Source organism: Vagococcus sp. JNUCC 83 (assembly GCF_053667615.1).
This window is the reverse complement of sequence record NZ_CM132204.1, coordinates 523,874-538,015: the sequence shown is the minus strand read 5'-3', so window position 1 is coordinate 538,015 and position 14,142 is coordinate 523,874. Positions and strand designations below refer to the sequence as shown.

Annotated in this window: 16 protein-coding genes; 3 read left to right on the top strand and 13 right to left on the bottom strand. The window is 33.4% G+C overall.

Annotated elements, in window-relative coordinates; translation table 11 throughout:
* Position 1 precedes the first annotated feature (1 nt).
* From folK to JNUCC83_RS02495, 6 genes are all read right to left on the bottom strand, one after another.
* Complete coding sequence (folK, locus tag JNUCC83_RS02520) at positions 2-490, bottom strand: 2-amino-4-hydroxy-6-hydroxymethyldihydropteridine diphosphokinase (protein WP_454460673.1); 489 nt, start codon at positions 488-490, stop codon at positions 2-4.
* 1 nt (position 491) lies between these two features.
* Positions 492-854, bottom strand: a complete 363-nt coding sequence (gene folB, locus JNUCC83_RS02515; protein ID WP_454460672.1) for a dihydroneopterin aldolase — start codon at positions 852-854, stop codon at positions 492-494.
* A 139-nt stretch (positions 855-993) separates the two neighbouring features.
* The gene (locus JNUCC83_RS02510; RefSeq protein WP_454460671.1) at positions 994-2,160 is read right to left on the bottom strand and encodes a serine hydrolase; all 1,167 of its coding nucleotides are present in this window, start codon (positions 2,158-2,160) and stop codon (positions 994-996) included.
* A 183-nt stretch (positions 2,161-2,343) separates the two neighbouring features.
* The gene (locus JNUCC83_RS02505; protein ID WP_454460670.1) at positions 2,344-2,604 is read right to left on the bottom strand and encodes a metal-sensitive transcriptional regulator; all 261 of its coding nucleotides are present in this window, start codon (positions 2,602-2,604) and stop codon (positions 2,344-2,346) included.
* 20 nt (positions 2,605-2,624) lie between these two features.
* On the bottom strand, positions 2,625-4,265 hold the full coding sequence (locus JNUCC83_RS02500; protein ID WP_454460669.1) for an FAD-dependent oxidoreductase: 1,641 nt from the start codon (positions 4,263-4,265) through the stop codon (positions 2,625-2,627).
* Between the two features lie 2 nt (positions 4,266-4,267).
* Positions 4,268-4,579, bottom strand: coding sequence for a rhodanese-like domain-containing protein (locus tag JNUCC83_RS02495; protein WP_454460668.1), 312 nt, complete (start codon positions 4,577-4,579; stop codon positions 4,268-4,270).
* Positions 4,580-4,763: 184 nt separating this feature from the next.
* Here JNUCC83_RS02495 and JNUCC83_RS02490 point away from each other — a divergent pair, with 184 nt between their 5' ends.
* Both JNUCC83_RS02490 and JNUCC83_RS02485 read left to right on the top strand, forming a co-directional pair.
* Complete coding sequence (locus tag JNUCC83_RS02490) at positions 4,764-5,576, top strand: NUDIX domain-containing protein (protein ID WP_454460667.1); 813 nt, start codon at positions 4,764-4,766, stop codon at positions 5,574-5,576.
* Positions 5,577-5,599: 23 nt separating this feature from the next.
* A complete protein-coding gene (locus tag JNUCC83_RS02485; protein ID WP_454460666.1) occupies positions 5,600-6,289 on the top strand; it encodes an alpha/beta fold hydrolase in 690 nt (229 codons plus the stop codon).
* Positions 6,290-6,322: 33 nt separating this feature from the next.
* Here the strand turns inward: JNUCC83_RS02485 and JNUCC83_RS02480 are convergent, their stop codons facing one another.
* From JNUCC83_RS02480 to ppdK, 3 genes are read right to left on the bottom strand one after another with little or no spacing between them, the layout of a single operon-like run.
* On the bottom strand, positions 6,323-7,153 hold the full coding sequence (locus JNUCC83_RS02480; protein WP_454460665.1) for a pyruvate, water dikinase regulatory protein: 831 nt from the start codon (positions 7,151-7,153) through the stop codon (positions 6,323-6,325).
* On the bottom strand, positions 7,140-7,772 hold the full coding sequence (locus JNUCC83_RS02475; RefSeq protein WP_454460664.1) for a CBS domain-containing protein: 633 nt from the start codon (positions 7,770-7,772) through the stop codon (positions 7,140-7,142). Before JNUCC83_RS02475 ends, JNUCC83_RS02480 begins: the two co-directional genes overlap by 14 nt.
* A 13-nt stretch (positions 7,773-7,785) precedes the next feature.
* Positions 7,786-10,422, bottom strand: a complete 2,637-nt coding sequence (gene ppdK / locus JNUCC83_RS02470) for a pyruvate, phosphate dikinase (protein ID WP_454460663.1) — start codon at positions 10,420-10,422, stop codon at positions 7,786-7,788.
* Between the two features lie 174 nt (positions 10,423-10,596).
* On the opposite strand from ppdK, the gene JNUCC83_RS02465 reads away from it, so the two are divergent.
* On the top strand, positions 10,597-11,454 hold the full coding sequence (locus JNUCC83_RS02465; protein WP_454460662.1) for a YitT family protein: 858 nt from the start codon (positions 10,597-10,599) through the stop codon (positions 11,452-11,454).
* 38 nt (positions 11,455-11,492) lie between these two features.
* Here JNUCC83_RS02465 and JNUCC83_RS02460 read toward each other — a convergent pair whose 3' ends face one another.
* The 4 genes from JNUCC83_RS02460 to JNUCC83_RS02445 form a co-directional block, all read right to left on the bottom strand.
* Positions 11,493-11,741, bottom strand: a complete 249-nt coding sequence (locus JNUCC83_RS02460) for a KH domain-containing protein (protein ID WP_454460661.1) — start codon at positions 11,739-11,741, stop codon at positions 11,493-11,495.
* Positions 11,742-11,754: 13 nt separating this feature from the next.
* Complete coding sequence (gene rpsP / locus JNUCC83_RS02455) at positions 11,755-12,030, bottom strand: 30S ribosomal protein S16 (protein ID WP_454460660.1); 276 nt, start codon at positions 12,028-12,030, stop codon at positions 11,755-11,757.
* Positions 12,031-12,135: 105 nt separating this feature from the next.
* The gene (locus JNUCC83_RS02450) at positions 12,136-13,761 is read right to left on the bottom strand and encodes a peptide ABC transporter substrate-binding protein (protein ID WP_454460659.1); all 1,626 of its coding nucleotides are present in this window, start codon (positions 13,759-13,761) and stop codon (positions 12,136-12,138) included.
* The gene (locus JNUCC83_RS02445; RefSeq protein ID WP_454460658.1) at positions 13,761-14,084 is read right to left on the bottom strand and encodes a cupin domain-containing protein; all 324 of its coding nucleotides are present in this window, start codon (positions 14,082-14,084) and stop codon (positions 13,761-13,763) included. The genes JNUCC83_RS02450 and JNUCC83_RS02445 overlap by 1 nt, the downstream gene beginning before the upstream one ends.
* Positions 14,085-14,142: the final 58 nt, after the last annotated feature.

Below are 14,142 nucleotides of genomic sequence, written 5' to 3'. Positions count from 1 at the left end.
CCTAATCCCAACTTTCATTTGTCTGTCTGACTTCACTAGCATTGCCTGATTGTTCTATCCATTCCTCAAGTGTTTTTCCTTTTAACGTCTTCTGTGAATACACATCTCTTAAAGGAATTAACACAAATGATCTTTTAGTGATTTCTTTATGTGGAATGATCAAATCAGGTGTATTAATGTCTAAATCTCCCATTAACAAAATGTCTATATCGATTGTTCTTGGTCCCCATCGAATTAAACGTTCCCTATCTAAATCAGCTTCTATTTCATTAACTGTCTTCAATAATTCAGTTGGAGAAAGTGTGGTATCCACTTTTATCACTGCATTTAAATAATCATCTTGTGGCACATCTCCATAGGGATCAGTTTCATATATGTTTGATTTACTTAACACACTTATTTCTTGTCGATTATGTAATTGTTCGACTGCCTGTTTAAGATAATTTAAAGAGTCACCCATGTTACTCCCTAATGCTAAATATGTTTCCATGTTAATAATCTCTTTCCATTTCTATTTCAACATTATCAAAAAATCCTGCAATAGGAACATGATATTTTCTTGTTCTAACAACAGCATGTTCCAACATATCACCATATTTTTCACCTAAAATATCTAACACATAATAAGTAACTGCTTCAATCAAATCAAATGATTTTGATTCTAAAGCTGTTTTTACATCTGTATAAACATCTGCGTAACTAATTGTTTGATGTAAATCATCTGTTTTACCTGCTTTTTCAAGAGGTAGAGTTAATTCTATATCTAATTCTAGTTTCTGACCTAAAACTTTTTCTTCTTTAATTACACCGTTGTAGGTATACACAAGCATATTATTAATTCTAACTTTTCCCATCATGTTCTCCTTGTATAAAAAGTATCGTCAATCCTTAGTGCTATTATACATAATCTTGTCAAAAAAGAGTCATTTTTCTTAAATAAACATAAAAAAACCTTATCTAAAAATTCATTCTTTTTTAGATAAGATTAACTTGTTATTTTGATACATCCAATTGTAACATGTATCCATCAATAATAGCTGCCAAATCTGAAATAGACTGCTCACTATAAGAACTATCGTAGCCACTCGTCATGATAGTTATAAAGTACGGATTTTTTTCATCTTTGACAAGTGCAATATCATTACTAACGGTATACATTGGCATCCAGCCCGTTTTATGAGCGACATCCACACCAGGTAGTCCAACCGCTACTCCGTCATCGAAAATACTATCTTGTAACCAACCATAAAGCATGTTCATATTTTTACTTTTATTTTTTTCTTGATAAACATATTCCATTGACTTAGTCAAAATTCGTGCAGTTGAAAACACACGATTATTTGGTGACTGAGCATCTAATTCTGATAAAAATTGAACAAAATTTGGTTCACCTATATAATTCAATAACATCAAATAGGCTACATTATCGCTGTAACGAATAACTAATTCCGTTAACTTTTCAATTGTATACTCTGTTCCAATTGGTTCAAATTGAATAATACCAGTGCCATCAATTTTGAAGTTTGCCGTATAAGTCAGTTTTTTATTTAAATTCACTTGACCTTTGTCAGCTAAACTCATCACATAAGTAATAAACGGTAGTTTTATACTACTTGCGGTTCGTCTTACCTTATCACCATCATAACTATATGAAAAATCATGATTGACAGTTTCTAGATACACACTTATGTCTCCACCATTACTAAGGATAAACTGCTCTATTGCTTCATTAATCTGCTTTTTAAATGCTTTTGAGGTTAATTTTTTTTCACGTTGACTCTCTCTTTTATCAATGTATTCCTGTCGATGGTCTAGATATTTTGTTTCAATGAACCCTTTTGGTGGGTCACTAACTATTTCTACCCATGCATCATCACCTTTTACAGGCTTAACTGATACGACTGTTCCTTTTGGTAATTTGTCCTCGCTAACTTGTCGACTTACTAAATCTTTTATAGGGTATATCGGTTCAGACACCACTTGTTCTACATCAAATAGGCTCTGACTTTTAGATGACATTTTTTTGGGTTTTGCCACCTTTTCATCTGTTGCCACAACTCTATTTGTCTTATGAACATTCTTTACTAGATTAATTGAAAATTTTGTTACTATTCCTAAAACCAACAACATTCCAACCAGTACAACAACTTTTTTCTTCAATGAATACTCTCCCAACTATTATGAAATAAATACGTCTTACATCATGATAGCACATTCAATTTCAATTTATCTATGATAATAAATAATAACTGTATAAATTATTACTATTTCTCAGGTTAAAATACCTTTTAAACATTAACATAAAAAACCAACTATTCGATTTAATAAATAGTTGGTTTTTGGTTATTTTTTTATCACTAAATCTATCGCTTCTTTAATCTTTTCATCACGATCTTCTGCTGTAACAGATTCTTCTTCGATACAATCAATCAAATTTTCAGCAACGACCACACCAATCGCACGATCAATACTAGATCGAATAGCAGATAATTGGACCACAATATCACGACAGCTCTTGTCCTCATCTAACATTTTAAGAACCCCTCTTATTTGCCCCTCAGAACGTTTTAAACGATTACTAACTTTTCTTTTTGTGTCTTCCATTGTGACCCACTCCTTATTTTTTATGAAATTCCATTGATTGCTTTATACAATAGATACGATCCATCTAAGTTTTTCACGTCATAACCCATTTGTGCAAGCATACGTTGCGCAATATAACTTCTTTGCCCACTTTGACAGCTTAAAATGATTTCTTTGTCTTTTGGTAATTCATTTGCACGTTGACGAATTTTATTCAGTGGTAGATTAATAAACCCTTCAATCGTTCCTTGTTCAAACTCTTCAGGTGTTCGTACATCAACTAATACTGCTCCATTTTCTTTGGCCTGTTCTAATTCAGATAATTGGATGTTTTCGGCTAATCCTTCGATAATGTTTAACGCAGCATAACCAACCATATTCACAATATCTTTTGCTGATCCAAATGGTGGGGCGTAAGTTAATTCTAATTCTGGTAAATCTTCAACAGTCAATTCGCCTTTTAACGCAGTAGCTAACACATCAATACGTTTATCAGCACCATCTTTACCTACAGCCTGTGCACCATAGATTTTACCTGTTGTTGGGTTAAATATCAACTTTAAGAAAATCATGCTAGCACCAGGATAGTACCCTGCATGGTTTTTTCCGTCAACATGAACGACATGATACTCGTAGCCTAAATCTTTTACTTGTTTTTCTGTTAAACCTGTTGAAGCAATCGTTTGTTCAAACACTCGAACTATCGCTGTTCCGATACTTCCTTTATTTTTACGTGGCATACCAGCAATCACATCAGCTACCTGACGACCTTGACGATTTGCTGGGGAAGCAAGTGCAATCATAGCATCTTCGTTATTAATTTGATTTTTAACAATAATTGCATCTCCAACAGCGAAAATATCTTTAACGTTTGTTTCATAAGAGTCATCAACTAAGATACCCCCACGCATACCCAGTTCAATCCCAGCTGATTCAGCTAAGCCATTTTCAGGTCGTACGCCGACAGACATTAACACTAAGTCTGTTTTAATTTTATCTCCATTATTAAGCACCAATGTTTGACCGTTATCTTCCATCGCCACCACACCTTGACTTGTCAGTACTTTAACACCTTTAGCACGTAGTTCGTTTGTAATAAATGATGCCATTTCTGAATCAACTGTTGGTAAAACATGTGGTGCCATTTCAATAATTGTAACTTCTAAACCTCGGTGAACTAAATTCTCAGCCATTTCTAGTCCGATAAATCCTGCGCCGATAACAACTGCTTTTTGGGGTTTATGACTATCTAAATATGTCATCACCTCATCAACATCAGGCACATTTCTTAAAGTAAATAAATTTTTAGCATCATTTATCCCATTTAATGGTGGAATAAACGGTTTTGCTCCAGGTGATAGAACCAATTTATCATAACTCATTACTTCTGTTTGACCGTTATGTGATAATGTCACTTCTTTTTTATCTGCATCAACAGAAATCACTTCTGTTTCAACTTTTACATCCAAATTAAATCTAGCTTTTAATTTTTCAGGCGTTTGAACCAATAAGTCATCACGATTGCTGATTTCACCTGATACATAATAAGGTAAACCACAGTTCGCAAATGATACATATGGTCCTTTTTCAATAATCACAATGTCCATTTCTTCATCTAAACGTCTTAATCTTGTTGCTGCAGACATTCCACCTGCAACCCCACCGACAATAATTGTTCTCATAATTATTTATACCCCACTTTCAATGTTCCATTCCACATCATCATGCCACCTTCAATATTGTAAGCATCATAATTTTGACTAACTAAATATTGTGTCGCACGTTTACTTCTTGGACCAGACGCACAGACAACATAAACAGTTTTTCCTTTTGGCTTATATTGTTGAATCGTATCCAATGGAACATTTTTTGCTTTAGGTATATGACCTTGCGCAAATTCTTCCGGACTTCTCACATCTATTAACTCGATCGTTTTTTTCAATTTTTCCTGTAGTTCTTGTGCTGTAATGCTTGGTACTTTTTTAAATAAAAACATATATGCCTCCTAGAGTTTTGTGTCTTACAAACTCAATATACCCCCTACCCTATAAAAAAGAAAGTATTTTGCTCATTTTTTTAATGTATTTTTTACCTATTTCGACTCTTAATGGGTTTAAAAATCACTTTTATCTGATAAAATAGAGAAAGATTAGTAAGTTTGAAAAGAGAGGTAGTTATATATGTCGTCTTTCGACAAAAAAACAACAGAACAACACTACTACGAAACGCAAGTTAGTGAAGAAGAATATTTAAATTGGTACAAAAAACAACATTTCCCTACACAAGATATGCCATCTGTTACCGTGGACAATGTTTTATTTTGTTATAACAAAGAACAAGATGCGTTAAAAGTTTTATTAATAAAACGTAATACTCATCCGTTTAAAGATTCGTGGGCATTGCCAGGTGGGTTTGTTATTCCAGGTGAAGCAACTGCAGATAGTTGTATTCGTGAAACAAAAGAAGAAACAAACGTGACCATTACTCGTGAACATGTAGAACAACTCCATACATTTAGCACACCTGGACGTGACCCTCGTGGTTGGGTTATTACAGTCAGTTACTTAGCGTTTATTGGAGAGGAACCGTTAGATGCAGGAGATGAAGCCGCACAAGCATCTTGGTTTGATTTAACACGTAAGGATGATTTATTATTTTTAACCAATCATTCTGATGCATCAATTTGTCTTAATTTGTTAACTGGTGACTCTATCGGAGAGGACTCCTTAGCATTTGACCACGCCAAAATTATTATTAAAGCATTCAATAGAGTGTGTAATAAAATGTACCACGAGCCTCAAGTGTTGCGTGTATTGGGAAATGATTTTACAATAAGTGAAGCAAGAAAAGTTTATGCCAAATTTTTAGGGGTAGACTTTAAAGATATCGATCACTCAAATTATAAAAAAGCCATGCTTCCTTACTTTAATGAAATTGGAGAGCGTGCGACTGGTGTCGGTCGTCCATCTAAAATTTATGAATTAAAATCTTAATCAATTTTTTGGGGGAATCTTGTATGGAAAAAATCGTGTCATCGAATGATGGTAGCCATATTTTTTATCAAGTTGTTGGACAAGGGACACCTATTTTCTTCATCCATGGAAATAGTGGGTCACACCATGCTTTTCAAAAACAAGTAGATATTTTTCAAAAACAACATCAATTAATTTTAATGGATACAAGAGATCACGGGAAATCATCAAATAATAGTGCTTATCTTGATTTTAAAGATATATTTAGTGATATTTTAGCCATTCTTGATAGTGAAAAACTAGTAGATGTCTCAATGGTTGGCTTTAGCGATGGAGCCAACATTGCATTATCTTTTGCAAATTACTATCCTGAGCGTGTAGCAAAGTTAGTACTTATCTCTCCTAACATACGGTTTGATCAATTGAAAAAGAGTAAACAATTTCTTTATTCATCTTTATATACCATCAGTAAACAATTTTTACGGTTAAAAAAAGGGTCCAGAGTTCTGCGTTTAGCCATGAAAAATCTACCTTTAACGGCAAATTATCGTGAAAAATTAAAAATGCCGATTTTGTTTATCTTTGGAGACAGAGATATCATTGATCTCAATAAAGTCACTCCTTTTATTGACTCTTTAAAACAAGCGAAGTTAGTTATTTTAGATAAAACAGGACACTCAATTTTGCGTACAAGACCCTTATTAGTCAATCAAGAAATTCAATCCTTTATATAAAAAAGCGATACGCCATACGCATCGCTTTTTTATTTACCTATTTTTATAAGACTCCTCAATCAATTGTGCAGATTCTTCGATTGAACGATTTTCTACATTAATCACAATAGCACCCAATGAATCATATAATTCATGAGCAAAGTTAAGTTCGTCTTTGATTCTATCTAATGACACATAAGAAGAACTGCCGTTTAATCCTAATGAATCTAAACGAGATTGTCTCACTCGCATAATATATTCTGGGCTTGCTGTTAACCCAATAACCGGAACATTGTTTAACTGAAATAATTCTTTTGGTATAGGAACTTCAGGGATTAACGGTAAGTTTGCCACTTTGACTGAGCGATTGGCTAAATACATGCTCAGTGGTGTTTTTGACGTACGCGAGATACCTAAAATCACTAAATCTGCCTTTCTAAACCCTTTTGGATCTTTCCCATCATCATACCTTACCGCAAATTCTATTGCCTCAATACGTTTGAAATATTCTTGATCCATTAAATAGAGTGAGCCACTTTCATGTGTTGGCTCCATATGTGTTCGATGAGAAATTTTTGTCATTAGTTCTGACATATAGTCAACATACTCAAGTCCTGTACTTTTAGAAAAATCAGCACACACTTTATTTAATTCACCATCTACTAAGGTTGTCACCACAATGGCTTTTTCATTTAACGCATCTGATAAAATCTGCATTAAGACTTCTTTTGAATCAACGAAAGGAAATTTTTTAATATCATAATTATCTAATTGCGGAAATTGTGCTAATACAGCATTAATAAGACGCTGAGCCGTTTCACCAATCGAATCTGATATCACAAATAGTTGTAATTGTTTAAATTTACTTTCTCTAAAGTTGTTCATGTTTTAACTCTCTCCCTAACTTAATAAAGTGCTGTACCACTTTAGTTTTTGATAATTTTCCAATAACTTGATTGGTTTCTCGACTTAAAACCGGTAATGAATCAATTTCATGGGCGCTCAATAAACTACCAGCTTCTAAAATGGTCATATCTGGATATGCCACAACGAGATTTGGCATACGTGTCATAATAATCGCAATAGCTAACTCTAAGTCTTGATTATTTAATAAACTACGTAGTAAATCTTTTCGTGAAACCAGTCCAATCAAGTCTTTTGTTTCTTCATCAATGACATAAAGTGATCCACAGTCATACATAAATAATGACGTTGTCGCATCTTTTATGGTTGTATGGGGATAGATTATTACAGGATTTGACATCACCTCATCTACTTGTACATCAAATAAATGCTCTTGTAATAATGGATCAAATGGCAATCCTGAATAAATATAACCAACTTTTGGTCTAGCATCCAGAATACCAGTCATCGTTAAAACGGCCAAATCACTTCTTAACGTTGGCTTTGTCAGCCCTAATTGTCCAGCGATCTTGTCGCCACTTATCGGCTCATTTGTTTTGACAATATCGATAATTTTTTTTTGTCGTTCGCTTAGTTCCACAAAGACACCTCTTTTATTTGTTATTAGACGCACGACGGATGGTACTTTGAGCTGATGCAATGTAGGCAATTGGGATTCTATATGGTGAACAAGACACATAATCTAAATTAAGCTCATCAAAGAACTCAATCGATGTTGGATCTCCACCTAGTTCTCCACAAACACCTATTTTAAGATTTGGTGCGGTCAAACGTCCTTTTTCAACAGCGGTTTTTATCAATTCTCCTACCCCTTCTTTGTCGATAGTTTGGAAGGGATCAACTGGTAAAACAGCTTTTGACACATAATCATTAATATATTTTGCTGCATCATCTCTTGAAAACCCAAATGTCATTTGCGTTAAATCATTCGTACCAAAACTAAAGAAATCTGCTGTTTTTGCTAATTCATCAGCAATCAGACAAGCTCGTGGAAGTTCAATCATTGTCCCGATTCGGTAAAAGACATGAATATCTTCTTCTTCCATCAACGCATCTAAATACAGCTCAATTTTTTCTTTTAATTCACTTAGCTCTTTTGTCGTTCCTACTAATGGTATCATAATTTCAGGTGTCACGTCTAAACCTGTTTCACGTTTTAGATTAATTGCGCTACGAATGATTGCCTCACTTTGCATAATATATAATTCAGGATAAGTCATCCCCAAACGACAACCACGATGACCTAACATAGGATTCACTTCATGTAATTCTTTCAATCGTCGTTCTATTTCAGATTTGCTGACACCCATTTCTCTAGCTAATAAATCAATGTCTTCTTCTTTTGTTGGCATAAATTCATGTAATGGTGGGTCTAACAATCGAATGACACCCGGTAAATTATTTAAAGTATCAAAAATTTCTTTAAAGTCTTCCATTTGATACTCTAAAATAACCTTAAGTGCTTTCTCTCGTTCAATATAACTATTAGATAAGATAAATCTACGCATTTGAATTAATCTTTCTGCACCAAAAAACATATGCTCTGTACGAATTAAACCGATACCATCTGCACCAAAGTACAGTCCTGTTTTGATATCACTAACTGTTTCTGCATTCATACGGACATCTAATCTGGCATGTTTTTTTGCCCACGCCATCACGGTATCAAAATAACTAGACGTTCCAGTCACTTCCACTTCCAATTCTCCTAGATATATCACACCATTTGTTCCATCAACAGAGACAACATCTCCCTCATTTAATTGACCATCTGGATAGATAACTCTTTTTATAAAATCATCAATTTCTAATTCACTACAACCTGCCACACAACATGTCCCCATACCACGTGCCACAACAGCTGCATGAGATGTCATACCACCGCGACTGGTCACAATTGCCTCACTAGCTACCATCCCTTCAATATCTTCAGGAGACGTTTCCTGACGCATTAAAATAACCTTTTCACCTTGTGATGCCCATTCTTTTGCAGTTGCAGCATCAAAACAAATTTTCCCTACTGCAGACCCCGGACTAGCTGGTAATCCAACATCAGAGACCCTTATTGCTTTTTCTAATGCGTTTTTAGAAAACTCTGGGTGTAACAAATGACTAATCATATCAGGGTTTAGTGTCATTAAAGCATCTTCTTCACTAATTAATCCTTCTTCCACTAAATCAACTGCAATTTTAACACTTGCTTGGGCTGTTCGTTTACCGTTACGTGTTTGTAAAATATATAATTTTCCTTTTTCAACTGTGAATTCTATGTCTTGCATGTCTCGATAATGTTGCTCTAGTAAATGAGCTAGACGGGCAAATTCTTCATATACTTTAGGTAAATCCGTTTTTAACTTTTCAATTGGTTCAGGCGTTCGAATACCTGCTACAACATCCTCGCCTTGGGCATTAATTAGATATTCTCCAAATAATTTGTTTTCACCTGTTGCTGGATTTCTTGTAAAAGCTACACCTGTTCCACTTGTCTCTCCACTATTTCCAAAAACCATCAACTGTATATTAACCGCGGTCCCAATATCATCCGGAATACGATTTAATTCTCTATAAATATGGGCACGCTCATTATTCCAAGAATGAAAAACAGCTTCAATTGCCAAGTATAACTGTTCTTTAGCTGATTGAGGAAACGGTTTCTTTTTTATTTCTAAAATAATACGTTTAAATTCTTTTACAATTTGTTTTAAATCATCCCCTGATAATTCACTATCAAGTTTAACACCATACTTTTGTTTATAAAAAGTTAAGTAATTTTCAAAATACTGCATATCAATTCCAAAGACAACGTTTCCAAACATTTGTAACAAACGTCGATAACAGTCATACGCAAAAGCATCATCATTAGTTAATGCTGCTAGTTGTTCAACTGTGTCGTCGTTTAATCCTAAGTTTAAAATTGTATCCATCATACCAGGCATCGAAAATTTTGCACCACTCCTGACTGATACTAACAATAAATCATTTTCTCCTTCAAACGATTTATTGGTTTTTTTCTCCAATAAACTCAAATGCTCATCTATTTCTTTTTTTAAGTCTTGTGATAATTCTTTTGTTGTATTTAAAAATGACATACACGCTTCTGTAGTAATCGTAAATCCTGGTGGGACTGGTAATCCTAAGCGTGTCATTTCTGCCAAGTTAGCACCTTTACCACCTAATAAGTCTCTCATATCTGCGTTGCCTTCATCAAATTGATATACTTGTTTTAACACACTAATTCCTCCAATTAACTTTAATTAGTACCTGCTAATTATTATATAGTACGTAATATATAAAATCAATAGATAATTAATAGGTTTTATTTGAAATATATTTTGTAAATAAAATAAAAACTCTTTTAAATTTTTCTGAAATAAGTTACGATATGATTTCAAGGAGGAGTCTATATGGTACAAACTTTACAAAAAAAAATAGGACCACGTTTTAGCGATACGCTATTTATCATCATTGGAACACTTTTTGTGGCATTTGGTTTCAATGCTTTTTTATTGCCCAATCGAATTGTTTCTGGTGGAATCAATGGATTAACCATTATTTTATATGAAACACTTCATTTAACACCAAGCATTGTTTTATTTTCAGTTAATTTTATTTTATTGGCCTTATCTTTTTTCTTATTAGGAAAGGAAGTATTCTTTAAAAGTATCTTAGGGAGCTTTCTTGTTCCGTTATTCGTCTCACTTTTACATGGTGTCGCGTTAAATAATATCGAACCAATACTTGCTGCTATATTTGGTGGAGTTACGGTTGGTCTTGGTGTTGGTTTAGTCTTTCTAGGCAAAGGTTCTACAGGAGGTACAGCTTTAATTGCGCTGATTGTCCAAAAATATATTCCAATCAAATTAGGAATTATCTTAGGTATTTGTGATGGGTTAGTTATTTTAAGTGCCCTTTTTGTTTTTGATGTACAAACAGTATTATTTGCGCTGATTGCCTTATACTTGACTAGTCGGATGGTTGACACAGTCCAAGTTGGCCCAGAATCATCTAAAAATGTTATGATCATTTCTAATGATTATAAAAGAATTCGCGAACAAATTATTTCTGATCTAGATTTAGGAGCGACACTTATTCCAATCGAAGGTGGATTAAATTTAGAAACAAAAAAAATGGTTATGGTCGTGATACAAGAGGATCAGTTTATTACATTAAGACAAGCTATTCTAAATATTGATGAAGAAGCTTTTGTTGTTGTAACAAGTGCTCACGAAGTCGTTGGAAAAGGTTTTACAGCCTATAGATAAAAAAAAGCAAGCACTAGATTAACTCTAATGCTTGCTTTTTAACTATTATCATCAAGTATGTTTAAACGAATTCTTTTAGAATCATTCGTACGTACACTGTAAACAATTGTTCGAATTGCTTTTGCAACACGACCTTGTTTTCCTATAATACGACCAATATCTTCTGAAGCCACGCTTAAGTTATACTCCATAAATTCTTCAGATTCTTCAACATCTAGATGAACCAAATCGGGTTGACTAACTAACGGACGGACAATGGTTAATACCAAATCTTTTGCATCAGTCATTCACAAACCCACCTTATTTTTTAGTATATTTAGCTTCGTGATGTTTTTCCATAATTCCTTCACGAGATAAAATGTTACGTACTGTATCAGAAGGTTGAGCTCCTTTTGATAACCAGTCTAAGATTAAGTCTTCTTCAACTTTTACTTGAGCTGGTTCTGTTAATGGGTTATAAGTTCCCACTACTTCGATGTAACGTCCATCACGAGGTGAACGAGAATCTGCTACTACCATACGATAAAAAGGTTTCTTTTTAGAACCCATACGTTTTAAACGAATTTTAACTGCCATTATTAAGGCACCTCCAAAAATTTTTAATTTGTTTTAATCACAAAGCATAGTTTATCAGTTTTAAGTAGTCTTGTAAAGTGTTTTTTCTTTACAGGCTAATCTTTTTTATTTTGATAAATATTTTACTGAAACTGGTGCAGCAAAAGTATGGTAAGTTAAGCCTTTTATGTCATTATTTTTTAATACTGCATTAGCATTTTGACTAATGACTATCATACCTGCTGTATCTTCCATAATAATTTTTTCAGCTTTAATTAAATAGTCCCATCTTTGTGCTAGATTATTATCGTTTGATGCTTTTTCTAATAAATCATCCACTTCTTTATTGGCATAATTTCTATTATTAGGACTCTTCATTGTATTTAAAGTTGAGATTGGGTCTTGATAATCAGGCGTCCAATAAATTAAAAACATATCATAATCACTTTGATTACTTATATTTAATGCAGTTTCAGTAGGCAATGATTTCACTGTAATTTCAATACCATCCAGTGTTTCTTCCCACTGACCTTTTAGGTTTTCTGCCATTTGTTTATACGAATTTTCATCTACCGTCATTAATTCTAACGTAATTTTGTCGCCAAGCTCTGTTTGGGCTTTTTTAAAATATTCTTGAGCTTTTGTTTTATCATACTTCATCAGATCACCAGCCTCATCACGAAAATCTTCTTTCGTTTCTGGATTATAAGCAAATCCTTTGATAATTGCACCATTTAACACTGTTGAACCATCAGAAATAATATTATTAACCAATGTCTCTTTGTCCACAGATAACGCCAATGCCTTTCTTAAATTTTCATTTGATAAAGCTGTTTCTTTGTTATCTCTTTTTTGATTTAACCTTATATAATTCATTGTAGAAGAAGGATGCGCTTCAAAGTTTTGATTATTTTTATTTTGGTTAGCTATCACTCCTGATAGGTTAGCAATGTCTAACTCGCCACTTTCAAATAAGTTAAAAGCCGTTGATGGTTCTTTGATTACCTCAAAATTTATTTCATCTGCTTTAACTTCTTTTGCATCCCAATAATCTTTATTTTTTTCTAGCTTGACAGTTGTTTTCGCCTGATTCCAGTCTTTCGCGACAAATGGGCCATTATAAACAACTTTTTCTGAACTTGTTCCATAATCTTTTCCATATTCCTCTACAACAGTTTTATTCTGAGGGAAGAATGGTGAGAAAGCTAAAAGAGAGGTAAAGTATGGAGTTGGTTTTTCTAAATCAACTTCTAATGTATAATCATCGATTGCTCTAACACCTAACTCATCTACTTTTAACTTTCCTTCATTTACGTCTTTCGCATTTTTTATGATGCCTACCATTAGAAAACTATAAACATATCCTCTATCAGGATTGATTAACTCTTTCCAAGAAAATTCAAAATCTTGTGCTTTAACTGAATCGCCGTTACTCCATTTCGCATTATCTCTTAGTTTAATCGTGTATTTTAAACCATTTTCAGAAATTTCTGGTAATTCTTTCGCTACTGCTGGAACTAATTCTTCTTTATCATTTAATTCATATAGTCCTTCAAATACACCTGTATGAATAATGGTATCAGGTGTATTTAATATTGCCGAAGTATTTAACGATGATAATTCAGAATTTAACATCATATTAATACTCATTTTATCACTACTTTTTTTGCTTTCACTTTTTTTAGTTGTTGAGCAGCCTGAAATAAATATGACTGATACAATTGATATCATTAACCCTAATTTTTTCTTCATTATTTTTCCTCCCTGTCAACTAACATCCAAACAACCTCTGCTACTTCATTGCTTGAATTATAGTTAATATGGCCTTCATTGGCTTCAATAAGTTGAGCATCCCCTGGTAAAGCTAATATATCTTGACCATCCTCTAAAATAGTATGACATTCCCCTTTTAAAACATAGGAAAACTCATCTTGCTCATGTCTTGAATACCCTTCATCAGGTATTTTTTCTCCAGGTTGTAATCGAATTAACCCCATTTTAACTCTTTTATTTTTTTGATTAGTTTCATCAAAAAAAATGTTCATTACTTTGTCTTCTGTTTTTTTAACTTTCATATTAACCCCCTTTTTTAGTATTATCCTTAAATTACTTCTGTAAGTCAATCATAAACAA

Bases quoted from the DNA above. Each gene is read 5' to 3' on its own strand.
- folK (WP_454460673.1), bottom strand. From the start codon at position 490: ATGGAAACATATTTAGCATTAGGGAGTAACATGGGTGACTCTTTAAAT.
- folB (WP_454460672.1), bottom strand. From the start codon at position 854: ATGGGAAAAGTTAGAATTAATAATATGCTTGTGTATACCTACAACGGT.
- JNUCC83_RS02505 (WP_454460670.1), bottom strand. From the start codon at position 2,604: ATGGAAGACACAAAAAGAAAAGTTAGTAATCGTTTAAAACGTTCTGAG.
- JNUCC83_RS02500 (WP_454460669.1), bottom strand. From the start codon at position 4,265: ATGAGAACAATTATTGTCGGTGGGGTTGCAGGTGGAATGTCTGCAGCA.
- JNUCC83_RS02495 (WP_454460668.1), bottom strand. From the start codon at position 4,579: ATGTTTTTATTTAAAAAAGTACCAAGCATTACAGCACAAGAACTACAG.
- JNUCC83_RS02490 (WP_454460667.1), top strand. From the start codon at position 4,764: ATGTCGTCTTTCGACAAAAAAACAACAGAACAACACTACTACGAAACG.
- JNUCC83_RS02485 (WP_454460666.1), top strand. From the start codon at position 5,600: ATGGAAAAAATCGTGTCATCGAATGATGGTAGCCATATTTTTTATCAA.
- JNUCC83_RS02480 (WP_454460665.1), bottom strand. From the start codon at position 7,153: ATGAACAACTTTAGAGAAAGTAAATTTAAACAATTACAACTATTTGTG.
- JNUCC83_RS02465 (WP_454460662.1), top strand. From the start codon at position 10,597: ATGGTACAAACTTTACAAAAAAAAATAGGACCACGTTTTAGCGATACG.
- JNUCC83_RS02460 (WP_454460661.1), bottom strand. From the start codon at position 11,741: ATGACTGATGCAAAAGATTTGGTATTAACCATTGTCCGTCCGTTAGTT.
- rpsP (WP_454460660.1), bottom strand. From the start codon at position 12,030: ATGGCAGTTAAAATTCGTTTAAAACGTATGGGTTCTAAAAAGAAACCT.
- JNUCC83_RS02450 (WP_454460659.1), bottom strand. From the start codon at position 13,761: ATGAAGAAAAAATTAGGGTTAATGATATCAATTGTATCAGTCATATTT.
- JNUCC83_RS02445 (WP_454460658.1), bottom strand. From the start codon at position 14,084: ATGAAAGTTAAAAAAACAGAAGACAAAGTAATGAACATTTTTTTTGAT.